We start from the raw sequence: 22272 nt of genomic DNA on the forward strand, positions 1-22272 counted from the left end.
TCACTGTAGCGGGATGTAATGGATTCATACGCGTGTGATGTTTGCTCCAAGACTGTTCAGTCGGACCTCTATGTTCTCATATCCGCGGTCTATCTGTTCGATATTGTCGATATGGCTTGTGCCGTTCGCGCTTATCGCCGCTATCAGCAACGCTATGCCCGCACGGATATCCGGACTTGACATACGTCCGCCGCGAAGCCTCATCTGATGGTCGTGTCCCACGACGACGGCACGGTGGGGGTCACAAAGTATTATCTGTGCTCCCATGTCTATCAGTTTGTCTACAAAAAACAGGCGGCTCTCAAACATTTTCTGATGAAACAGCACTGTGCCTTTGGCCTGTGTCGCCACTACGATAAGCACAGACAGAAGGTCAGGGGTTAGTCCGGGCCATGGCGCATCCGCAAGGGTCATTATAGTTCCGTCAATGAACGAGTCGATAGTATAATGCTCATGCCGCGGTATTATAAGGTCGTCACCGTCTTCGTTTATTGTTATTCCCAGACGGCGGAAAGCATCGGGTATTATGCCGAGATTATTTATAGATACGTTCTTTATCCTTATCCCGTCTCCCACCATTGCCGCCATGCCTATGAATGAGCCGACCTCAATCATGTCGGGAAGTATCCTGTGCCTTGTTCCGCAAAGCTTCTCCACTCCCGTTATTGTCAGCAGGTTGCTTCCGATTCCGGTAATCATTGCTCCCATACTGTTCAGCATGCGGCAGAGCTGCTGTATGTATGGCTCGCATGCGGCATTGTATATCGTTGTATTGCCTCTTGCCATTACGGCAGCCATTATAATGTTGGCTGTACCGGTGACGCTTGCCTCATCCAAAAGCATATCGCATCCGTTCAGTTCCTTGGCGTCTACCTCATACACATTACGTCCCTCAATACGGTGGAATTCCGCACCGAGTTTACTGAAACCGAGGAAATGCGTGTCAAGACGCCTCCGGCCTATTTTGTCGCCTCCCGGTTTTGTGATGACGGCTTTTTTAAAACGTGCGAGAAGAGGACCTATCATAAGCACGCTTCCACGTAACGCCGCGCATTTCTTCACAAACTCGTCGCTTTCGAGATATTCCAGATTAAGGTCGGCGGCACGGAACATATATTCGTTTCTGCTTATTCGGGATATGCCGACCCCTATGTCATTGAGCAGTTGTATAAGGTTGTTCACGTCCCTGATGTCGGGAATATTGCTGATTGTCACTTCATCTTCGGTCAGCAAAGAGGCGCATATAACCTGCAAGGCCTCGTTTTTAGCACCCTGCGGTGTGATTGTTCCTCTTAGCGGATGTCCTCCTTCTATAGTGAATGATGCCATGGCATGATGGTTGTGGTTAGAGCTATTGTCTTCTTTTTTTTGTATTGCCCGGTGTCTTTCTCTGGCCTTCGTTGGATGACATGTTCATATTGTCAAACGTAAACCTGCTGAGGTCGAGCTGTATGCGTCCGTCAGTAAACCTGGCAAGGTCGTCTGCGACTTTCTCGTCATCCATGGAGCCGTGTCCCCAGTTTATCAGGTCGCGTTTCATCTGATTTGCTGCAAGCCTCACAAGTTCGTCACGTTCGTCTCCCTCCGGCATTGTCTTCAGCTTTTCGAAGATCTTTTCCATAAGGCATCCGTAATGTCTTAGACGAACATGCTCGTTGATGTCCGGACGTTTCATCGGTTCCGGTCTTGCCTGTATGTTCTCTGCCTTGCTTACGTCAAAGGGCCAGTCTATTTCAAGTTTCTTGCCGCTTATTATGTATAGATGATCCCACAGGGTCTGTTCGAAATTCGTATCCCCGTAGCGGTTGGTGACTTTCGTCGCCATCATCTTCACAATTGTTTCCGCACATACCTGTCTCATTGCCTTGTCGGGTACGTTTACGGTATAGTTTATCATGTTTTGAATTTCCCTGCCATATTCCGGCATGATCAGCGGTTCACGCTGTGTATTGTAATCCAAACCTTTTATGTCCATTCGGTTAAGTTTAAAAAATCCAGGGTGTTTGTCGTTTAAGAATGCGTCAGACTCATAACACCTAAATGAGCTTGCGCGGGGTCTTTGCCACAAAATCTTTCAAATAGAACGGTACGAAGTATGCCACGTCCTCAAAATCTTCATTTGCCATTTTCTTCTCGGCCAATGGAAACATCCATTTCGCCAAAGGCTCTATTCCTTCTATGAGATGTGCGTTGGGATGGTTGATACTTGCCATACATTTTGAAGCTCCGTTGCCGAAGAAATATACAGGACACTTGTCGAGGTATTCCTTGTAGGTCTCCGCATCCACCACGTCGGCGGATATTTCCCTTATGGGTCGCAGCGCCCGGTCATATATTCCTGCGTATACTTCCATTCTTCTTGCGTCTATCATCGGACATAGCAGCGCATCGTCCTCTATCTCCTCATGATTGAGCAATACGGGCACGGCCAAAAGTTCGGGTGTCGGTACTGACAGCAGGGGCAGCCCTTGCCCGTAGCAGATGCCTTTTGCCATCGACACGCCTATTCTCAGGCCCGTGTAGGAACCGGGACCGCAGCTGACGGCCACTGCATCGAGCGGTATGCCGTGACTGTCGGCAAACGACATGGCCATGTCGGCAAATGTACCCAGCTTCACTGCATGATTGGGTCCGCTGTGGTCTTCCTCGCTGAATATGCACACACCGTCCTGACTTACGGCTACTGAGCACACGTCGGTGCTTGTCTCAATGTGTAAGATGCTTGACATTATTATTTGTTGAAAACAAAGCTTATATTATGTTTAAAGTGCAAAAATAAGTATTTTCCTTCAAACCACCGCCGTTATTATATGTTTTTTAGAAAATAAATGCCCTTAGTCAGAAATTTACACTACCTTTGCAGAGATAAAAAACTCAAACAGTTATGATACAGTCAATGACAGGTTACGGGAAAGCAGTGGTAACCTACAAAGAAAAGAAAATCAACGTAGAACTAAAATCTCTTAACAGCAAAGCATTGGACCTTTCCACACGAATAGCTCCGCTATACCGTGAGAAGGAAATGGAAATACGTCAGACGATAGCCGGGGTGCTTGTCCGTGGAAAGATTGATTTCTCTATATGGGTGGAAAAGGATGCCGGAAGCGAGGCTCTGCCAATCAACAGCCAGCTTATAGAAAACTATTACCGTCAGATAAAGAGCATATCGGAGCGTATCGGAGTGCCGGAACCGGCAGACTGGTTTGCAAGTCTCTTGCGTATGCCTGACGTGATGGCGAAGAACGATGCGGAGGAACTCTGCGAGGAGGAGTGGGCTGCTGTCAAGGATGCCGTTGATAAAGCTATATGTCAGTTGTTGACATTCAGAATCCAGGAGGGTGAGGCCCTGGAAAGCAAGTTCACCGAAAAGATCGACAACATTGAAGCCCTTCTCAAACAGCTTGAGCCGTACGAAAAGCTCAGGGTTGAAAAGATACGCAGCCGTATTATCGAGGGCCTGAGCAATATTCCGGAAGTGGAATACGACAAGAACAGGCTCGAGCAGGAACTAATCTATTACATAGAGAAACTCGACATCAGCGAAGAGAAGCAGAGACTTGCCAATCATCTGAAATATTTCCGTGAGACTATGGGCGAGAAGGCCGGACAGGGAAAGAAGCTCGGTTTCATTGCACAGGAAATGGGACGTGAGATAAACACTACCGGTTCTAAAAGCAACAATGCCGAGATGCAGAACATCGTAGTGAAGATGAAAGACGAGCTGGAACAGATAAAGGAGCAGGTGCTGAACGCCCTTTAAACCGACAACAGAAAAACAATATTTGGAAAATAAGCACAATGGCAGGAAAACTCGTTATATTCTCCGCGCCGAGCGGAACAGGGAAGAGTACGATCATAAGCAGGCTCATGGAGCATAAGGAACTTAATCTGGCCTTTTCGATATCATGCACCACACGCAAACCGCGCGGAACGGAGCGGGACGGCGTGGAATATTTTTTCATCACACCGGAGAGGTTCCGTGAGCATATAGCAGCCGGAGAACTGCTTGAATACGAGGAGGTATATGCCGACCGTTACTATGGAACACTGAAACCAAAGGTTGAGGAACAACTTAATGCCGGACAGAACATTATTTTTGACGTAGACGTGAAAGGCGGATGCAATATAAAGGAGTATTACGGCAGCCGTGCGCTGAGTCTGTTCGTCATGCCGCCTTCCATAGACGAGCTTCGCAGGAGGCTTGAAAGCCGTGGCACCGAGACTGCCGATGTCATCGATACGCGTATAGCACGCGCGGAATATGAGATAAGCCAGTCTCCGAAATTCGACAAGATTGTTGTAAACAATATTCTTGAGGAGGCGGTAGCGGAGGTCCTTGGTGCCGTAAAAGAGTTCCTGGAGGCATAATATCTACTATGAAAGTAGGCATTTTCGGAGGATCGTTCAATCCTATCCACAACGGGCACGTGGCTTTGGCCAAATCATTGCTTGGTGTTGCCGGTCTTGACGAGATATGGTTTATGGTGTCTCCTCAGAACCCGTTGAAGAACGCTCCTGAGCTTCTCGATGAGGACATACGTCTGGAGATGGTCCGTGCCGCATTGTCGGATGAGCCCCGGCTTGTGGCGTCCGACTATGAGTTTGCTTTGCCGCGTCCGTCATACACATGGAATACGCTGACAAGTCTCAGCCGAGCTTTCCCTCACATCGTTTTTTCGCTTTTGATAGGAGGCGACAACTGGCAATGCTTCCATAAGTGGTATCGCAGCCGCGATATCATTGCCAATTATCCTATTGTTGTATACCCGCGTTGTGCGGACGGGCCGTTTGCCGGCACTGTTCCGGTGCGGCACGAGAATCCTGGCCATGTGACATTTGCCGATACGCCTTTGCTGGATATCAGCAGCACGGAGGTGCGCAAAAGGATAGCCGGAGGAAAATCCATTGCGGGTATGGTGCCTCCGGAAGTTGAGGCTATAATAACAGACCGTTGTCTGTATGCTCGTGCATTTTGAGCAATATGTCTTTTCCGTTCTCCAGTATGTTTTCTTTCTTCCGCAGGATGATTCGTCGCGGACATTGATGTGTTCTGCGATGTGTCAGGTGTTTTTTGTTGCATAAAAGATTGGTTATGACAGATGGGTGCCAAATGTTTAAAGTGTATCTGGGCTAAATACAGAGTGTACGTAGGCTACATACACTGTGTATGTAGCCTACGTACACTTATTGACCAGCCTGGACGTTTTTTCCCGATCTTACTTTGATTGTTTGTATTTTTTGTACCGCATGAAATTCGGTCGTGATTTTTGTCTTTAGTATTCATCCCATGTATGGACTTGTCTTCGGCATGTTTCAAACAGCGGTCATTGTATATATCGCAAAACGATGTCACAGCTCGTGGCAGTATATTTGGGAATTGATATTCCATGTCTGTCTTGCCAATATGTTATATGCTGATTTATCCCTAACAGAGGTTAAAAAACAAAGGTGTCACGTACATTAATATATAAATTATTAACTTTGCAGTTTCAATGGCACATAAGTTTAATAATACAATCGGAAAATTATCAAGTCAGGCAGGAAGGCTTTTGGGAAAGGCATTGTACCCTATACGGGGTAATGTCCTGTTTTTTGTCTTCATGTTTTGGCTCGGATATGAGTGTACCGTTCTTGAGGTTCCTCATGTCAGAGGTGCGAAGCCATACGCGCTTGCCGCAGAAGAGCTGTTTGTAGACATATATTTCGTATGTCTGTTGCTTGTTCTTCTTCCTTTGAGAATAAGGCGGTGGTGCAGGGCGGTGCTTTATACCGTACTTTATTCAACGGCGATAATAGACGTGTATTGTTTCGTGAAGTTCAAGTCGACGCTTACTCCCACGATGCTCTTGCTTGTAGGCGAGACCAATGGCAGCGAAGCCGCTGAGTTTGTCAGTACTTATCTCAGTTGGGATATCATGCGCACGGAGGTGGGTACGGTGGTGATGATAATGCTTCTTCACATCCTTGCCAATATCGTTGTCGCATCAAGGCATAGTCTTGCCCGGGTGGCAATGAAGTTGCGTCCCACGGCCGTGGCTTACAGGCTTGTGCGTACATTGCGGGCATGGATATTGCACCGGAGAGACGTCACGCGTCCGTATAGGGTGGCTTTGCAGGCCGCTGCCGGTGTAGCTGTAATATGGCTTTTCATACGCTGCTGGCAGGCTGTAGAGCCTAATAAGCTTGCCTATCAGAGACTTATGGGACTTGAAACCATCGGCAAGGTGGAACACGAGCTTACCCGTCCCGAGAGAGCCGTGCAGTATCTTCCTATATACAGGCTCATGTTCAGTATCCATGCGAATGATCTGGCGGCGGAGCAGGTCAGAAAGCTCATAGCGGCCAAAGATGAGGTTAAGGTGGACAGCTGTTCTTTCAAAAGCCGCAATATTGTGCTTGTCATAGGTGAGAGCTACAACCGTCATCACTCGCAGATTTACGGATATGAACTGCCTACCACTCCCCGTCAGGCAAAATGGGAGAAGAGCGGAATGCTTACGAAATTCACGGACGTTGTGGCACCATGGAACCTTACGAGTTTTGTCTTCAAGAACGTGTTTTCCGTGAGGGCGGTGGGAGATGAGGGCGACTGGTGCGACTATCCGTTGTTTCCGGAAGTGTTCAGGAAGGCAGGCTACAGGGTGACTTTCATCACAAACCAGTTCCTTCCAAAGGCTCAGGAGGCCGTATATGATTTCAGCGGAGGTTTTTTCCTCAACAACCCGATACTGAGCGAGGCCCAGTTTGATGTGAGAAATACAGACGTCCACCGCTATGATGAGGGAATACTTGCCGACTATGACCGGTTGAAGCCGGGTATGGGTACGGAAATGCCTGATGCGGGAGGCCGGGACAGTGCAAACTTGATAATTCTTCATCTCATGGGACAGCATGTCAACTATCGCGACCGTTATCCTGCCGACCGCAGGAAATTCACTCCGGAGGATTATAATGAACGTAAGCTGTCAAAGCGCAACAAGGCAATACTCGCCGACTACGACAACGCCACACTTTACAATGATTCTATTGTCGACCAGATTCTGCGGCGTTTCTCGGACGAGGATGCCGTAGTGGTGTTCATGCCCGACCATGCCGAGGAATGCTTTGGCGACGACATGCGCGTGTTCGGGCGTCTGCATTCGGCGGAGATAGACTACCGTCTGGCACGTGAGGAGTTTGAGATACCGTTCTGGATATGGTGTTCCGACAGATACGCACGATGTCATCCCGAAACGGTAAAGGCTATCAAGGCCGCTGCCGGCCGGCCTTATATGACGGACCGGCTTGCGCATGCCATGTTTTTCCTTGCCGGCATTTCATGTCCCGACTACAGGCCGCGCTACAACGTATTGGGCGATGAATACGACATGGACTGCCCGAGAACGATAAAGGGAACGGCGGATTACGATAAGTTGCGTGACGAATATCTCAGGAAAGAACAGGAACGGATTGCTGCGGAAGAAAAAGATGGCAAACGTATGAATAAGAATAATAAGAAAAGAAAAAAGAGAAGATAATGAGTGAAAACCGACTGCTCGGCCGTGAGGAATGCTCGGCTTTGAGAGGCATCGCCATTCTGGGCATCATGTTGCATAATTATTGCCACTGGTTGGGGTTTGCCGTAAAAGAAAACGAATATACGTTTATGGAGATGAATACGGACCGGCTGTTGCAGGTGCTTTCACATCCTGACATATATCTGCCGGTGCATCTTCTCTCATTCTTCGGTCATTATGGCGTGCCGCTTTTTCTGTTTCTCAGCGGCTACGGTCTTGTTTTGAAATACGAGGATGCGGCCCGGAACTGCCGGCCTAAGCCTCTTCCTTTCATAAAATACCATTATCTAAAGCTGTTGCGAATGATGATACCTGGGTTCGTGGCTTTTATCATAGTGGATGCCATGACTCCCGGAGCTTGGCGTTTCCATTCCGGAAATGTCGTTGCACAGATGCTTATGTGCATAAATATACTTCCCGGACCCGACCGTATCATCTGGCCCGGCCCATACTGGTTTTTCGGACTTATGATGCAGCTCTACATTATATATATATTGCTGCTCCGCCGCCATTGGTCTTTTACCGTTTGTGCCATGGCCGTGTGTTGGATATTGCAGGCTGCGTGTATGCCTGAGGGGGAGACTCTCAACCGCCTGCGTTACAATTTTGTCGGTGGAATCCTTCCTTTCGGTTTCGGACTGTTGTGTGCAAGATATCTTCCGGCGGGCGTGCCGTTCATTAAAGGATTAGTGAGGCCGGCAATAGCCGCGGTAGCGCTTACCATACTTATTGTGGTAATGAGTTTCGGCTATCATTCATGGCTGTGGGTGCCGGCTGTGGTCATTGCCGCTGCCATAGTGTGGATAAAGATTACCCCCACGCCTGTCTTGCGTCAGCTGGCATGGGTGGGAAGTATCTCCGCTGCAATGTTTGTGGCACATCCCATACTCAGGAAAGTTTTCATTCCCATATCGCGGCGTGGCGACATCTACGACGGACTTCTGTTGTATATTATTGCCACAGTGGCCGTTTCATGGATGTTCAAGCTTGTGATTGACCGTATTCCGGCACCAGGGATGAAATGAGAATGCCTGCGGCCATGTAAAAAGAAAAAACTGATAAACAAAGAATAGAAAATGGAAATATTAAAAATTCTCCGTCCCGGACAATGGGTAAAGAATCTGTTTGTATTGCTGCCGTTATTTTTCAGCGGTGGAATAACAGACTGGGACATGTTTTTTAATTCAATCGTTGCGTTTCTCGCATTCTGTTTTATATCATCATCCGTATATTGCATAAACGATATTATGGATATGGATGAAGATTGCCATCACCCTGTGAAATGTCTGAGGCCGATAGCCTCCGGAACCATAAGTGTGTCGCAAGGATATCTGCTGGCCGTGTCTATGTTTGTCCTGGCAACGATAGTCATGCTTTTATTGGACGACCGGGCACTTTGGCCCACAGCCTTTGTTGTCACCGGTTATTACGTTCTCAGCGTAGCATACTGCACGATTCTTAAAAGATATGCCATAATAGACGTGTGCATAATAGCTTCAGGATTTGTCTTGCGGGTTCTATGTGGAGCCCTGGCTTCAGACATAAGGCCAAGCCATTGGATAGTCATGATGACATTCCTGCTAACACTCTTCCTGGCCCTGGCAAAGCGGCGTGACGATGTACTGAGGATGAATGCCACAGGAGAGCCTCCGCGAAGGAACACCATGCGCTATAACCTTACTTTCCTCAATCAGGCCATCACCATTTCGGCGTGCGTGACCCTTGTATGCTACATCATGTATACCGTTTCACCCGAGGTGACAGAACGTTTTGACAACGGCTATGTCTACATTACAAGTATATTTGTAATCATCGGTCTGCTGCGTTATCTTCAGATAGTGCTTGTGGATGAGAATAGCGGTGATCCCACTAAGGTTATCGTTCGCGACAGATTCACGCAGATTGTCGTAATAGGATGGCTGCTTGCATTTCTCATTATTATATACAGGTTCTGAAAACAGAGAGGCAGTCACGGTAAGAAATCATCTGTAACAAGGAAAACATGAGAAAGATATACGCTTTCGACTTCGACGGTACTATAACCACACGGGACACAATGTTCCTGTTTCTGCGAGGATTGTCCGGCATGCGCAAGGTCGTATATGCATTGATATCGGAGGCACCGTTCATCATAATGATGAAGTTAGGGATGTATTCCCGCCATAATGCAAAGGAACGGCTGCTCAGGCGTTTTATTGCCGGAAGAAACATTCTCGACATTGATGCCTTCTGCAATACTCTCGCCGTCAGACATAAGGATATAATACGCGGAACGGCTGTTGCGGAGATTGAAAAGGCGAAGGCGGAAGGCGCGGAGGTTGTCGTTGTGACGGCAAGTGTCGAGAACTGGGTTAAACCGTTCTTGCCCGGTATAACGGTAATCGGAACAAAGCTTGAGACTACCCCCGGGGGAATCGTAACCGGCAGACTGTCTACAAGAAACTGTTGCGGAAGCGAGAAAGTAAAGAGGCTGCTTGAGCTGTATCCCGACAGGGAGAGTTATTATCTGGCGGCATACGGTGACAGTAGCGGTGACCGTGAATTGCTTGAGTTTGCCGATGAGCCTCACTATAAGGTATTTTAAATAGGAAAATGAGACTGCTTGATATATTCAGGATTAGAAAGGAGGAGAGAATCCCGTCATTGGTGGCGCTGACGGTGATAATATTGCTGAATGCCATGTTTGTGGCAAGGATGTATGACAAGTTCACTCCGTTAATGAGTCATTCGGAAACGGTCCGCACCATGCTGCGTAATTTCCACGTGTCGGGTTACGACCCGCTCACGCTCATCACCATATCGTCATGGACCGACGGCTATAACGTATACCGTCATCCGCTGTTGGCCTTTATGATGTATCCGTTGTATTTGCTGAACACCGTATTGGGGGAGATCTTCGGAATCAACTGCGCTTTGTTTATATGCGCGGTGTTGATGTCGGTATGCTCGTTCTATTCGTTTGTGTTTCTCCGTAGGATACTCACCGATGTGATAGGATTGGGAAAGACTGATGCAGGAATCCTTGCGGCATTGTTTTTCTCGTTCGGCTATGTGCTTGTCATATCCTTCACTCCCGACCATTTCGGTCTTTCGATGTGCATGTTCCTTATTGTGCTTTACGTATCCGGCATGAGAATAAGGAAGTCGCGTATCATACCGTCGTGGCAGATGGCATTACTGAACACCTTTGCCACCGGCATTACATCGACAAACACCGTGAAGATAGTACTTGCACAGATGTTTGTCAATGGAAGTAGATTCTTTCATTGGCGCAACATCGCCTTTGCGGTAATATTGCCGGTGGTGCTGCTTTGGTTTTTCTGCCGTTTCGAGTATAAGGTGTTTGTGTTGCCCGGAGAGAAGGCGCGTCATGAGGCGCGTGCCCGGAAGAAGGCAGAGCAGCGTAAGAAAGAAGATGAAAGGACAGCGCGCCTTATTGCTGCATCGCCAAAAGATTCCGTGGAGATAAGAAGGCGTGCGAAAGTGACGGCGGCAGCCAAGAGACGGCGGAGGGCAGGCAATCAGGGCAAACCGATATCCAACGGGGAATTCATGCGGTGGAGCGACATTACGACACCGAGGGCAGCCACGCTTGTGGAGAACTTTTTCGGTGAGCCGTTGATTCTTCATGAAAAGCATCTTTTGGGCGATGTGTTCCTGCGACGTCCGGTGTTTGTGAAATATGAGTCACCGTTGTGCTATGCGGCCGAGGCCGTGGCTGTGGGCTTGCTTCTTTTAGGAATATGGCTTGGCCGCAGAAGCAGACTGCTGTGGCTGTGTTTGTCGTGGTTCGCATGTGATATGGCGCTGCATCTCGGTATCGGGTTTGGCATCAACGAAGTGTTTATCATGTCGCCCCATTGGCTCTTTGTCTTCCCTATTGTATATGCGTTCATCCTGAGACATCCGAAATGCCGTTTTCCTGCACGTATTGCCTTTGCATCGCTTACCGCCTTTCTCATATATCACAACTTACCGTTGTTGATGAGCTTCCTTTTCATATAAATGCTTTTACGGTGCCGTTTTCCACTGTGAATTTTATATCCCGTCCTGCGAATGGCATGCCGTAGATTCTTCTGCTGTCACGGTGATAATGCGGCCGCGGGTCTTGAGAAAGAATCTGTTTGAGAGTGTTCCGCTCATCGGGTGTGAATTCGTTGACAATGCTTTCGGAAAGGCATACGGAAAGAGATTGCCATCCCACTTCGTCTGCAAACCCGCTGCGCACATTCGGATGGGAATCGGTGAACTCTACGTAGGGTTTTATGTCGTAGATGGGTGTGCCGTCCATCAGATCAGCCCCGCCTACATGTATTACGGGGCCGTCTGCAGAGTTGTAGTCGATATGTATGACAGTCACTGACGACAGTCCGAGATTGTTCGGACGGAATGATGAGCGTGTGGCAAATACGCCCATGTGTTCGTTGCCTCCCAGTCGCGGAGGACGCACCGTCGGATGCTTTGCCGCGTCCACATTGCATGAGAATCCCCATATAAGCCAGAGATAATCAAATCCTTCCATGCCACGGAGGGCCTCGGCATTGCGGAATCGCGGTTCAAAGACTATCTGCCCGCGCAGACCGCTGACGATTCCGCTTTGCCGCGGTATGCCGAACTTTGAGGTAAGCGGAGACTTGAAGTGTGCTATAGGTTCTATTTCCATTATAAGGCAATGGCTTAAAAACCGTAGATTTCAGCCAGTTTTGCCTTAAGCTGTTCTCCGCGCAGGTCGCTTGCTATTATTTTTCCCGACGGGTCCAAAAGGATGTTTGACGGTATGGAATTCACGCCATATACGGAGGCTGCTGCACACTGCCATCCTTTCAGGTCGGAAATGTTATGCCATTCCATGCCGAGAGCAGCGATGGCTTTTTTCCATGCTTCGGCATTGTTGTCAAAACTGACTCCAACGACATCATATCTCTTGGAATGGTATTTTCTGTAGGTCTCCACCACTGTCGGCATTTCTTGTCTGCATGGTCCGCACCAGCTTGCCCAAAAGTCTACAAGCACATAATTTCCCTTGCCGGCCCATTCGCTCAGCTTCCGTTCCTTTCCTTCCGTATCGTTCATTATAAGATCAGAGAACATCCGTCCTGCCATTCTTTTTTCCTTTGCCTCCATTGTGGCTAAAGCCCTTGCCGACAATGGACCGGATTTGTATGCGGTGTTTTCACTGAAAATTTCTTTCAGTTCCTCATAATCCATGTACATGTATATCATATTGATGAAATATGACGGCGAAACATCGTTCTTATGACTTGCACAATAACTCTTAATGTCGGCAACAGCCTTGTTGAGGCCGTTTTTTATCTCGTTGGCGATAGCTTCCTTACGTGCTTTGGCTTCGGGAGTGCTGCTGTTGTGGAGGGCGTACCCTTCGGCGCTCAGTGTTGAGAAGTGCTCAAACATGGAGGCGATGGCGTTTTGGAACCTGACGAAATCAGTGTTCATGACAGATCCTTTCACCGTATTGTCTATCAGGTTGATCTCCACAGGCACACCGTCGTTCACAACCGCAAGACTGTTGTATTCTTTTTCACCGGTCTTATGTCCGACGATGAGAAACTCGTTTTTTGCAGCCGTGCCGGCAAAGGTGAATTTCCCGTTTTTCACCTCCGTTTCTTCCTGAGGATTGCTTCCCCACATATTTTTAAACAGCATGATGTTCTTGACACTGTCGGCCACCGTTCCCTTTATACTGTATGCTGTAGGCTGGGCATTTGTCACCACGGCTGTAAACAGCATGAGTACCATAAAAATCTGTTTCTTCATATCGTTATTCTTAATTTATTGTTTTTTATTTTTATACTTATGCAAAGATACTAAAAAATGGAATATCCACAGGCACAGGCTTTAAGATTAAAGTGAATGATACGTTACTTTTTAAATCCTTTTACTACAGGATAACCGAAGAATCCTCGTCCGACTATGACGGTAATGCGGTCTCCTTTCCTTATCCTGCAGTATTCATGATAACTTAACGGCAGTTTCTTTTCTTTTCCTCCGTCGGGCGTGATAATGATATAGTGGTTGTAGCGGTGGCCGTCAGCCACATACCTGTGACGGCCTATACGGCGGTAGGTGTTGCGTCTTACCCTTTCACGTCCGGTAACGGAAACCGTTGTCTCACGATCGTTAAGCGAATCGGAGAACGCCTCATTGCCGATAATAAAAAATGAATACACAATAGTTGCAGTGAAGAAGACATGGCATAAGCCATTAATCCATCTTTGGGAAGATGACGTGAAAACTTTCCAGCGGGAAAGGCATAGCGGGGCTGTGAACAATGCCGCCAGCATGCCGTATCCTACAGGAATCCACCAGTCAATGAGAGTCCTTTCATAAATGATATAGGCATAGCCTCCGAGACAAAGACCGGCAACCACTGCCACAATCTGTAACACATTCTTTATCTTATTTCTTTTCATGCTCATCCTTTTTTATGTTTACATCTTATCCGGAGCCGGTCGCAATCCTTGACTTTTGTCGTCATTTCCGGCCAACAGGTCTTCTCCCCAGTTGGTCACGTGCCTTACGCTCACGTATTTCCTTTGCTTTCACGGAATAGAATATCATGTGCAATGACCGTCTGTAGCTGAAGTAGTTGTGCGTCCAATTCAGCAATACCACCATTTTGTTTCTTATTCCAAGTATCGAGCGTAAGTGTACCACCTGCAATGACCACACGTTTTCTGTTTCCTTTTTCTATATTTAAACTCATAGTTGATAAATGTTATAATTACCCTGATTCTGTCTGTGTTACCTGCAAAGATAGGATTTTCAAATAAAATAATTCCGAACACCGATACATATATCCGTTTATCCAACTATCTTTAACATCTTTACCGGTCATTGGTAAAATAATGTATTTGTAATGCCGTGGTATGTGGAGAACGTTTGCAGAATCATAAACACATTGTTTTTATTGATTACTTCTGCAAACAGTAATATTATCAACCGGATAGAGGCAACGTTGATAAGAGTGGCGGTTCTGGGTGACAAGGTGAAATGGAAATACACTATATTTATCATTTTACGACAGAACCGTAAAACGCTTCACAGCGCTTTACGGTAGCAAAGTTCAAAAACAACCATAAAAGTGGTGCGTACTGTCAGGAACGCGCCGGTTTGCCGATGTGTTTCAGATATATTGCCAGGCAATGGCGCGTGGGATGCCTTTTTATCTTATGAACAGAAGCTCGCGGTACTTCGGAAGTGTCCACAGGTCATCCTCTACAATGAGCTCGAGACGGTCTGTCTCGCGGCGTATGGTTTCCATCTTTGGTGCCACGGTATCATGGTATGCCACGGCTCTTTCGTATGCCCCGTTGATTCTGTTGGCCACGCGCCGTGCCTCAACGAGTGCGTCCACCCCGTCTTCAATGGCTGCTATACGGGCAGCGATTTCCTCGATAAGCTCTATGTTCCGGGCCGACAGGCGGTCGGCCTTTTCTGCTTTAAAGATACCGCGCATGTTGCTGACGTTCTTTATCAGCATGCTCTGATAATGTGTGGCCACGGGAATGATGTGGTTCATTGACATGTCTCCCATCACCCGTGCTTCTATCTGGATTTTCTTTGTGTAGGTTTCCCATTTCACTTCGTTGCGTGCCTCAAGTTCCTTTTCCGACATGATACCCAGCCGGCTGAACATGGCCACGCTCTTCTCGTCAAGATAGCTGCGGAATATCTCAGGACAGCTTGTCTGGCAGTCGAGGCCGCGCCGGGATGCCTCAGCCACCCATTCGTCACTGTATCCGTTTCCGTCGAACCTCACGGGCTTGCATGTCCTTATGTCCTGGCGCAGGATGTCGATTATGGCACCGGTCTTGTCACGTCCGGAGGCAATGAGATTGTCTACACGCGTCTTGAAATCGGACAGTGCTTCGGCCACGGCGGCATTGAGTGCGGTCATGGCTGACGCGCAGTTTGCCTCGCTGCCTACGGCCCGGAATTCGAAACGGTTGCCGGTGAAGGCGAATGGCGATGTGCGGTTGCGGTCGGTGTTGTCGATGAGGAGTTCGGGTATCTCAGGTATGTCGAGTTTCATTCCCTGTTTGCCGGCCATGGCGATGAGTGCGTCGGTGTCGGAGTTCTCGATGTGGTCGAGAAGTGCGGAAAGCTGTTTGCCGAGGAACGAGGAAATGATTGCCGGCGGTGCTTCGTTGGCTCCGAGCCGGTGGGCATTTGTGGCACTCATGATGGATGCCTTTAGAAGACCTCCGTGGCGGTATACTCCCATGAGGGTCTCTACGATGAACACCACGAAACGCAGATTGTCGGGCGGAGTCTTACCGGGGGAATGGAGCAGGATGCCAGTGTCGGTGCTCAGGCTCCAGTTGTTGTGTTTTCCGCTGCCGTTTATCCCCGCGAAGGGCTTTTCATGGAGCAGAACGCGGAAGCCGTGCCTGCGTGCTGTCTTTTTCATAAGCGACATTAGAAGCATATTGTGGTCTACGGCAAGATTTGTCTCCTCGAATATGGGAGCAAGTTCAAACTGGTTTGGGGCAACTTCGTTGTGCCTCGTCTTGCATGGTATGCCCAACTCGAGAGCCCGTATCTCGAGGTCTTTCATGAAAGCCTGCACGCGGTCGGGGATAATGCCGAAATAGTGGTCGTCCATCTGTTGGTTCTTGGCCGAGGCGTGTCCCATGAGAGTGCGTCCGGTGAGCAGGAGATCGGGTCTTGCGGAATAGAGCCCTTCGTCCACGAGGAAGTATTCCTGTTCCCATCCAAGATTGCTGTTCACTTTCCTCACGTCTGTATAGAAGTACCGGCATACGTCTGTGGCTGCGATGTTTACTGCGTGGAGCGCGCGCAACAGTGGCGCCTTGTAATCAAGAGCCTCACCGGTGTATGATATGAAGACTGTCGGTATGCATAGCGTGTCGTCCATGATGAACACCGGTGAGGTGGGATCCCAGGCCGAATATCCTCGGGCCTCGAATGTGTTGCGTATACCGCCGCTGGGAAACGATGAGGCGTCAGGCTCCTGCTGTACGAGAAGTTTGCCGCTGAACTCTTCCACCATTCCTCCTTTCATGTCGTGCTCTATGAAAGAGTCATGTTTCTCTGCCGTGCCTTCTGTCAGCGGCTGGAACCAATGGGTGTAGTGTGTCGCACCGTTGTCTGCAGCCCACCGGCGTATTCCGTCGGCCACGGCATCGGCCACCGAACGGTCGAGGCGTGAACCGTTGTCTATAACGTCAGTGAGCCTGTCGTAGATGTCTTTGGGCAGATACTTGTACATCTTCTCGCGTGTGAACACGTTTTTTGCGAAATACTCGCTGGGTCTCTCCTGCGGTGTGCATACTTCCACCGGCTTTTTTCTGAAAGCCTCGGCCACGACCTGAAATCTTAAGTTTACCATTGCCTTGATGTTTTTAAATGTTGGGGTTCAAGAGAACCGTGTTTTATTTTGTGTAGTGTTGTGCTTTATGTTGTGTGAATGCTTGTGTCGGTTTGTTTTCTCGGCAGGCCCGTTGTCATATCATCCGTGCCATGCGCCGCATGGCTTCCTCGCAGTCTTCGCGTTGTCCGAAGGCTGTCAGTCGCACATACCCCTCTCCGCTCGGGCCGAATCCCTCACCGGGTGTACATACAATACGGGCATTGTATAGCATCTGTTCGAAGAATCTGCGGCCTGTTTCCCCGTCGGGAGTCTTTACCCACAGATACGGGGCATTCCGGCCTCCGTATACTTTCAGTCCCATGGCTGTGAGCGCATCGTACATGATTTTCGCGTTATCCATGTAATACCGTATAGTGTCTTTTACCTGTTTTTTCCCTTCCGTTGTGTATGTGGCCTCGGCCGCCCGCTGGCTTATGTAGCTCGTACCGTTGAATTTGGTGCACTGGCGGCGATACCACAGGCGGTGTAGGGAAATGCGGTCCAGGCCGTCGGTGGTTCCGGCGGTGAGTTCCTTAGGCACCACGGTGTAGCCGCATCTTATGCCAGTGAATCCGGCAGTCTTGGAATAGCTGTGGAACTCTATTGCCACTTTTCTCGCGCCTTTTATCTCGTAGATGGAGTGGGGGATATCCGGATCCTGGATGTATGCCTCGTATGCTGCGTCGTAGAAAATCAGGGTGTCGTTCTTCAAAGCGTAGCTCACCCATTTTTTCAGTTCGCTCTTGGTCAGTGTCGTGCCTGTGGGATTGTTCGGGTAGCATAGATATATTATGTCGACACGCTTTTCGGGTATTTCCGGCACGAAGCCGTTTTCCTCCGTACACGGAATGTATACCACATTGCTCCATCGGCTGTCGTTAAGAAGTCCGGCCCGGCCTATCATCACGTTGGAATCTATATATACCGGATATATAGGGTCGGTCACTCCTATGCTGTTGTCCCAGCGCACAAGCTCCTGTATATTTCCCGTGTCGCTCTTGGAACCGTCACTGATAAAGATCTCACTCGGGTCGAGACGTATGCCGCGTGGAAGGAAGTCGTTCTTCACTATGGCCTCACGCAGAAACATATAACCCTGTTCCGGACCGTAACCGCGGAATGTTTCCCGTGCTCCCATCTCGTCCACGGCCCTGTGCATGGCATCGGTAACAGCCGGGCAAAGAGGTTGTGTCACATCGCCTATTCCGAGATTTATCACATTCGCGTCCGGATGGGAAACCTTAAAGGCGTTTACTTTCTTTGCTATTTCTGAGAACAGATAATTGTCCGGCAACTTTAAGAAATGTTCGTTTACTAATGCCATATCCGATTGTTTTTTTGTTTATATATTTGGAATCTCTCCTTCGAATACAAATTCGGCCGGGCCGGTCATATATACATGATTGTCGGCCTCGGACCATGCTATTTTCAGACGTCCTCCATCCATGGATATTATGCTTTCGCGTCCGCAGCGTCCTGTGAGGGCTGCCGCTACGGCCACGGCACAGGCGCCTGTGCCGCATGCCATGGTTATTCCGCTGCCTCGTTCCCATACCCGTGTTCTGACGGTTCCGTCTTTCATGACCTGTGAGAACTCTATATTGCAACGTTCGGGAAAAAGCGGGCTGTGCTCCAACAGGTTGCCGTAGAGGTTGATGTCCGTATGAAGCACATCATCGGTGAATATGACAAAATGAGGGTTCCCCATAGAGACAAACGTGCCCTTGAATTCTACTCCCGATACTTCCACGATGCCTTCAACCATCGTGCCTTCCGGTGTCGCAATCTGACGGGTATTGCATAGAACAGGCTGTTGCATGTCTACGGTGACGCTGTCCACCTTGCCGTCGGCCGTGACGTGTAGCAGAAGGTTCTTTATTCCTGAAGGCGTGTAAAGACGGATAAGCGTCTTGTCGGTAATGCCTTTGTCATACAGATACTTTCCTATGCATCGTGCCGCATTGCCGCACATCATTGCCTCTGAACCGTCCGCATTGAATATGCGCATCGCAAAATCGGCATCAGCCACTGGAGAGGCTTCTATCAGTACGAGACCGTCGCTGCCTATGCCCGTATGCGGTGAGCTCCATTTCAAGGCTGCGGACGAAGGGTCGCTGATTTCGTATACCGATGTATCTACATAGATATAATCGTTTCCCGCTCCGTGCATCTTTGTAAACCAGACTGTCTTCTGTTTATCCCACATACTGCTGATACTACGATTTTGTGAAGCCGTTGTTTTTTCGGATGCAAAGATACAACAGTTTTATAGGAAAAACGGGATTGGAGGGGCTTTTTAAATTTACGTGTTGTATATGTCTTATAGTTTTTATGTATTTATATGTTATTATGTTATACTTCGTAACATTACGGTACTTTGTAACTAATTATATATCAGATATTGTATTTACACATTTAAGGCTTGCTCAACAAACTTGCAACAAAAATATCATAAAATGTTGCGCTTGTTTTCGGAAGTGTTTTTCAGTCTGCAAGAATCAAATTCCAGAAGGGCAGATGTTAAATCTGCATTTTTTTCTATTGCCATTTGACTGACATTTACTTAGTTCAAGATAGAAGTGCTCTAATTCATTTTCTCTCTCCTACGGGCTTTTTAATTCGATTATCCGGCTCGTTGGATTTACGGTCGTCTGTATGCGGGTTATGTCGCTTGAATGGAGTGTAGCTGTTAAGGGTATGGCATTTCGAATCAGTCTGCTTACCACCCGATTGCCGATATCTGAATGTTTCCGGGGAGCAAGTATAGGTTTTGCATCCCACAAAACCGCCGGCAGTGCCGAAAAGAGCCGGACAATCCAGCAGGGGAACAGTTGGCATGAAGCTCCGGTAAACTCAAAAAGACAGCAGATGAGAGGAAAGGGAAGAACGGGACTGCAAGAAGCCAAAATCTCGCACCGTCTGCCACTTCTACGCACAAAAAATCGCTCGGAAACAAGGAATTGCCGGAATTTTTGATTACTTTTGTACTTGGATTGAGGCGACTCCATTCAAGACATACGAAAAAAGAAGAAGCGTTATGCTTATCTTGTAGTTTGGAAACGTAGGAAATTTTCAAATTAGATACAAGGGATGGCATAGTGGTTCTCACGCTATAGCGTGGGCTGCTATATCTACATCTGTATCTAAGGTTTCCTACGACCTCCAAACTAAGACGTGGCATTGCAGTTCCACGCTTCATGTGTAAATAAAGGCCTTAAAGGAGCTGTATAGGTAAAACAAAATTATGGAAATAAAACGAACTACAACCAGCATCGTCTTGTTGTTTTTGATGTTTTCAGTCGCCCAAGCACAGGATATTAAGGCAGACTCTATCGGCAGCGGCATCGAAAATTGGAATGAACAGACGGGGTATTGCAGACCTTGGCGGGATCCGGCATGAGAAATGCGGATGTGGCACACGAGAAACGCATTAACGAAGTGTGGAAACGGCGTGCCAAATACCGCAACATCTCTTACGGTCTGCAGACGCTAAAAAGCGATCGTGCCGTTATGCTGTATACCGCAGATTATGAATATTTTAACCTTACCACCACTTATACATTTGCTTTCGGTGAAAATCATTTTGCCAACAGGGTCATAGAGGCGGATTCGGACGGAGATAGCGGTATGATAAAATATCAGTATGACAAAGACGGGCATGTTATCTCTATTGATAGCTGGGGCGAAGATTTCCTGAAAATGGAATGGACAAACGGCAATCTGACCAAAATAAAACAAGATGAATATGATGCCTATGCAGTGTTGACTTACAGTAATCAGACAGTTTTCGAACGTTATAATATGTCACCGTTCCTGCTCGGCGTTGGCCTTGGTCCTTTTATGGATAAATTGGAGCAGTGGTATGAAAGAGGTTTAAAATATGCTCTTTATATAGGCTTTTTGGGAAAACCTTGTCAGAACCTTCCCGCAACCATAATCATTTATGACAACGTCAATCCCGAACCGGAGGACAAAACTTTTAATTATTATGAATATGGGGGTTGGGGCACTATAACTAACTCGCAATGAGAAAACGTATAATCGCCTTGTCATGTTACAATGGCAGGGCGATTTCCGTATATTTGACATTAATCGGTTGACAGTATATTTATGATGAGTCGTCCTCTATATGTAATGAAAATTCATGAAATGATTTTGTCTCGGTTCGCTGATTTCTGTGAATCCTGTAACAGGCTGATATATAGCGCGTTTATGGCTGACAAATAGTGTGCCAAAAATGAATGGCATGTTCACGCTTGATGAACATGCTATTCACGGCCGATGAACATGCCATTCATTGAGCGTGAATAGGCCATTCATTGGAAAAGAATTTTATATACTCCGAAAATGTAAATAGATTTCGAAAAATCATAATACCTCGTGGATTTTAGATAATTTAACAGTGTGCTTTCAGTAGCGTGTAGAGTTTCACTCCCGTGAACGCAAGTACGACGGATATGATGACTCCTCCGGACACGTAAATGAAAAATCCTGTGTGATGCGAGGATATGAGGTCGATGGGAATGGCTTCCATGAAATATACCCACAGGCTGTTTATGCCGATAAAGGAAAGCAACGTGCTGCGAAGTCTTGTCATGGGCGGTATCACCGACATGCGGGCGACAATTACTGAAAGAAGGCCGCAGGCTATAATCATGTCGTACAGATAGAATTTCCACGAAAAGATGAATAATATAATGAGCGCGGTGAGTGACCGCCAGCCACCGGTGCGTAGAGATTTCCGTTTGGCATGTAAGATGCCCAACGGAAAGCATATCACTGTGTTGTACCACCATGACGGGACATCATATATCATACATACCGCCATATATGTCACCGTGACTAAGGCCATCAGTGCGGCAGCCTGGTTTCGCACGTATTTGTAGAGCGACATATATATAGTGCAGCAACAGACTATCACACGGAAAAACCATGTGTCGGCTTCCGGCATCTTAAGAGACAGGAAATCCGTTATCCATCCGTAAGTGACGGCAGAAGGATTGAAGACGGCAAAGCTGGCCGTATAGAATGCCCAAAAGAAGAGATAGGGGATAAAAAGGCGTGAAAGGCGTCTGCGGAGATACCGGCTGTCTATGGAATTCCGCTCCAACGACAGTGTAAGACCGTAGCCGCTGAGAAAGAAAAAAATGCCGGTTGCGAACGTGCCGGATTGCAATACCCGGGAGAGGTGTAGGGCAGATATAAGTCCGGGAAACTCGTTTGCCGTATGCGAAAAAACAATCAGGAGCATGCAGATGCCGCGTATGGTATCCGTATAGCTCCTGAAGAGAAATGTATCTTTGGGGTTCTGTGTCATTATAC

19 protein-coding genes and 1 pseudogene are annotated in these 22272 nt (G+C 47.9%); 9 read left to right on the top strand and 11 right to left on the bottom strand.

Annotation, left to right across the window (positions count from 1 at the left end; genetic code table 11):
* Positions 1 to 24: 24 nt before the first annotated feature.
* The 3 genes from murA to tsaB all read right to left on the bottom strand — a co-directional run bounded on the left by murA (position 25) and on the right by tsaB (position 2729).
* Positions 25 to 1329 (bottom strand): UDP-N-acetylglucosamine 1-carboxyvinyltransferase, encoded by a 1305-nt coding sequence (murA, locus tag HPS56_RS01700; RefSeq protein ID WP_172272823.1) that lies wholly within the window; start codon positions 1327 to 1329, stop codon positions 25 to 27.
* A 22-nt stretch (positions 1330 to 1351) separates the two neighbouring features.
* Positions 1352 to 1975 carry a DUF4290 domain-containing protein gene (locus HPS56_RS01705; RefSeq protein ID WP_172272826.1) on the bottom strand — a complete coding sequence of 208 codons (624 nt, stop codon included), beginning with the start codon at positions 1973 to 1975 and terminating at the stop codon, positions 1352 to 1354.
* Positions 1976 to 2036: 61 nt separating this feature from the next.
* Entirely contained in the window at positions 2037 to 2729 is a 693-nt protein-coding gene (gene tsaB / locus HPS56_RS01710) for a tRNA (adenosine(37)-N6)-threonylcarbamoyltransferase complex dimerization subunit type 1 TsaB (protein ID WP_172272829.1), read from the bottom strand.
* A gap of 155 nt (positions 2730 to 2884) precedes the next feature.
* Between tsaB and HPS56_RS01715 the strand changes: the two genes are divergently transcribed.
* From HPS56_RS01715 to HPS56_RS01750, 8 genes are all read left to right on the top strand, one after another.
* A complete protein-coding gene (locus tag HPS56_RS01715) occupies positions 2885 to 3760 on the top strand; it encodes a YicC/YloC family endoribonuclease (protein WP_172272832.1) in 876 nt (291 codons plus the stop codon).
* 38 nt (positions 3761 to 3798) lie between these two features.
* Positions 3799 to 4368, top strand: coding sequence for a guanylate kinase (gmk, locus tag HPS56_RS01720; RefSeq protein WP_172272835.1), 570 nt, complete (start codon positions 3799 to 3801; stop codon positions 4366 to 4368).
* Between the two features lie 8 nt (positions 4369 to 4376).
* On the top strand, positions 4377 to 4976 hold the full coding sequence (nadD, locus tag HPS56_RS01725) for a nicotinate (nicotinamide) nucleotide adenylyltransferase (RefSeq protein WP_172272838.1): 600 nt from the start codon (positions 4377 to 4379) through the stop codon (positions 4974 to 4976).
* 516 nt (positions 4977 to 5492) lie between these two features.
* The gene (locus tag HPS56_RS01730) at positions 5493 to 7517 is read left to right on the top strand and encodes a phosphoethanolamine transferase (RefSeq protein ID WP_172272841.1); all 2025 of its coding nucleotides are present in this window, start codon (positions 5493 to 5495) and stop codon (positions 7515 to 7517) included.
* Positions 7517 to 8581: an acyltransferase family protein gene (locus HPS56_RS01735; RefSeq protein ID WP_172272844.1), complete on the top strand. Its 1065-nt coding sequence runs from the start codon at positions 7517 to 7519 to the stop codon at positions 8579 to 8581. The genes HPS56_RS01730 and HPS56_RS01735 overlap by 1 nt, the downstream gene beginning before the upstream one ends.
* Before the next feature lie 51 nt (positions 8582 to 8632).
* Positions 8633 to 9511, top strand: coding sequence for a decaprenyl-phosphate phosphoribosyltransferase (locus HPS56_RS01740; protein ID WP_172272847.1), 879 nt, complete (start codon positions 8633 to 8635; stop codon positions 9509 to 9511).
* Between the two features lie 47 nt (positions 9512 to 9558).
* Positions 9559 to 10140 carry an HAD-IB family hydrolase gene (locus HPS56_RS01745; protein WP_172272850.1) on the top strand — a complete coding sequence of 194 codons (582 nt, stop codon included), beginning with the start codon at positions 9559 to 9561 and terminating at the stop codon, positions 10138 to 10140.
* An 8-nt stretch (positions 10141 to 10148) separates the two neighbouring features.
* On the top strand, positions 10149 to 11561 hold the full coding sequence (locus HPS56_RS01750; protein WP_172272852.1) for a DUF6080 domain-containing protein: 1413 nt from the start codon (positions 10149 to 10151) through the stop codon (positions 11559 to 11561).
* Here the strand turns inward: HPS56_RS01750 and tsaA are convergent.
* From tsaA to dapF, 7 genes and pseudogenes are all read right to left on the bottom strand, one after another.
* Positions 11554 to 12219 carry a tRNA (N6-threonylcarbamoyladenosine(37)-N6)-methyltransferase TrmO gene (gene tsaA, locus HPS56_RS01755; RefSeq protein WP_172272855.1) on the bottom strand — a complete coding sequence of 222 codons (666 nt, stop codon included), beginning with the start codon at positions 12217 to 12219 and terminating at the stop codon, positions 11554 to 11556. The genes HPS56_RS01750 and tsaA overlap by 8 nt on opposite strands.
* A 14-nt stretch (positions 12220 to 12233) precedes the next feature.
* A complete protein-coding gene (locus tag HPS56_RS01760) occupies positions 12234 to 13331 on the bottom strand; it encodes a TlpA disulfide reductase family protein (protein ID WP_253952361.1) in 1098 nt (365 codons plus the stop codon).
* 104 nt (positions 13332 to 13435) lie between these two features.
* Positions 13436 to 13987 carry a hypothetical protein gene (locus HPS56_RS01765; RefSeq protein ID WP_172272858.1) on the bottom strand — a complete coding sequence of 184 codons (552 nt, stop codon included), beginning with the start codon at positions 13985 to 13987 and terminating at the stop codon, positions 13436 to 13438.
* Between the two features lie 61 nt (positions 13988 to 14048).
* Positions 14049 to 14231, bottom strand: a pseudogene (locus HPS56_RS13250) (hypothetical protein); the annotation flags it as partial.
* Positions 14232 to 14739: 508 nt separating this feature from the next.
* Positions 14740 to 16929 (bottom strand): glutamine synthetase III family protein, encoded by a 2190-nt coding sequence (locus HPS56_RS01775; RefSeq protein WP_172272864.1) that lies wholly within the window; start codon positions 16927 to 16929, stop codon positions 14740 to 14742.
* A 115-nt stretch (positions 16930 to 17044) separates the two neighbouring features.
* Complete coding sequence (locus tag HPS56_RS01780) at positions 17045 to 18274, bottom strand: LL-diaminopimelate aminotransferase (RefSeq protein WP_172272867.1); 1230 nt, start codon at positions 18272 to 18274, stop codon at positions 17045 to 17047.
* 18 nt (positions 18275 to 18292) lie between these two features.
* Positions 18293 to 19156: a diaminopimelate epimerase gene (dapF, locus tag HPS56_RS01785; RefSeq protein WP_172272870.1), complete on the bottom strand. Its 864-nt coding sequence runs from the start codon at positions 19154 to 19156 to the stop codon at positions 18293 to 18295.
* Positions 19157 to 20346: 1190 nt separating this feature from the next.
* Here dapF and HPS56_RS01790 point away from each other — a divergent pair.
* Entirely contained in the window at positions 20347 to 20979 is a 633-nt protein-coding gene (locus HPS56_RS01790) for a DUF4595 domain-containing protein (RefSeq protein ID WP_172272873.1), read from the top strand.
* Positions 20980 to 21346: 367 nt separating this feature from the next.
* On the opposite strand, the gene HPS56_RS01795 is transcribed toward HPS56_RS01790, so the two are convergent.
* The gene (locus HPS56_RS01795) at positions 21347 to 22267 is read right to left on the bottom strand and encodes an acyltransferase family protein (RefSeq protein WP_172272876.1); all 921 of its coding nucleotides are present in this window, start codon (positions 22265 to 22267) and stop codon (positions 21347 to 21349) included.
* Positions 22268 to 22272: the final 5 nt, after the last annotated feature.

This window comes from Xylanibacter muris, assembly GCF_013166605.1.
In the GTDB taxonomy this organism is placed as follows: Bacteria; Bacteroidota; Bacteroidia; order Bacteroidales; family Bacteroidaceae; genus Prevotella; species Prevotella muris.

Coding starts and splice junctions, on each gene's coding strand:
- HPS56_RS01730 (WP_172272841.1), top strand. CDS start 5,493: ATGGCACATAAGTTTAATAATACAATCGGAAAATTATCAAGTCAGGCA.
- gmk (WP_172272835.1), top strand. CDS start 3,799: ATGGCAGGAAAACTCGTTATATTCTCCGCGCCGAGCGGAACAGGGAAG.
- HPS56_RS01715 (WP_172272832.1), top strand. CDS start 2,885: ATGATACAGTCAATGACAGGTTACGGGAAAGCAGTGGTAACCTACAAA.
- HPS56_RS01760 (WP_253952361.1), bottom strand. CDS start 13,331: ATGAAGAAACAGATTTTTATGGTACTCATGCTGTTTACAGCCGTGGTG.
- dapF (WP_172272870.1), bottom strand. CDS start 19,156: ATGTGGGATAAACAGAAGACAGTCTGGTTTACAAAGATGCACGGAGCG.
- HPS56_RS01705 (WP_172272826.1), bottom strand. CDS start 1,975: ATGGACATAAAAGGTTTGGATTACAATACACAGCGTGAACCGCTGATC.
- HPS56_RS01765 (WP_172272858.1), bottom strand. CDS start 13,987: ATGAAAAGAAATAAGATAAAGAATGTGTTACAGATTGTGGCAGTGGTT.
- HPS56_RS01780 (WP_172272867.1), bottom strand. CDS start 18,274: ATGGCATTAGTAAACGAACATTTCTTAAAGTTGCCGGACAATTATCTG.
- tsaA (WP_172272855.1), bottom strand. CDS start 12,219: ATGGAAATAGAACCTATAGCACACTTCAAGTCTCCGCTTACCTCAAAG.
- HPS56_RS01750 (WP_172272852.1), top strand. CDS start 10,149: ATGAGACTGCTTGATATATTCAGGATTAGAAAGGAGGAGAGAATCCCG.
- murA (WP_172272823.1), bottom strand. CDS start 1,329: ATGGCATCATTCACTATAGAAGGAGGACATCCGCTAAGAGGAACAATC.
- HPS56_RS01740 (WP_172272847.1), top strand. CDS start 8,633: ATGGAAATATTAAAAATTCTCCGTCCCGGACAATGGGTAAAGAATCTG.
- HPS56_RS01775 (WP_172272864.1), bottom strand. CDS start 16,929: ATGGTAAACTTAAGATTTCAGGTCGTGGCCGAGGCTTTCAGAAAAAAG.
- HPS56_RS01745 (WP_172272850.1), top strand. CDS start 9,559: ATGAGAAAGATATACGCTTTCGACTTCGACGGTACTATAACCACACGG.
- tsaB (WP_172272829.1), bottom strand. CDS start 2,729: ATGTCAAGCATCTTACACATTGAGACAAGCACCGACGTGTGCTCAGTA.
- HPS56_RS01735 (WP_172272844.1), top strand. CDS start 7,517: ATGAGTGAAAACCGACTGCTCGGCCGTGAGGAATGCTCGGCTTTGAGA.
- HPS56_RS01790 (WP_172272873.1), top strand. CDS start 20,347: ATGAGAAATGCGGATGTGGCACACGAGAAACGCATTAACGAAGTGTGG.
- nadD (WP_172272838.1), top strand. CDS start 4,377: ATGAAAGTAGGCATTTTCGGAGGATCGTTCAATCCTATCCACAACGGG.
- HPS56_RS01795 (WP_172272876.1), bottom strand. CDS start 22,267: ATGACACAGAACCCCAAAGATACATTTCTCTTCAGGAGCTATACGGAT.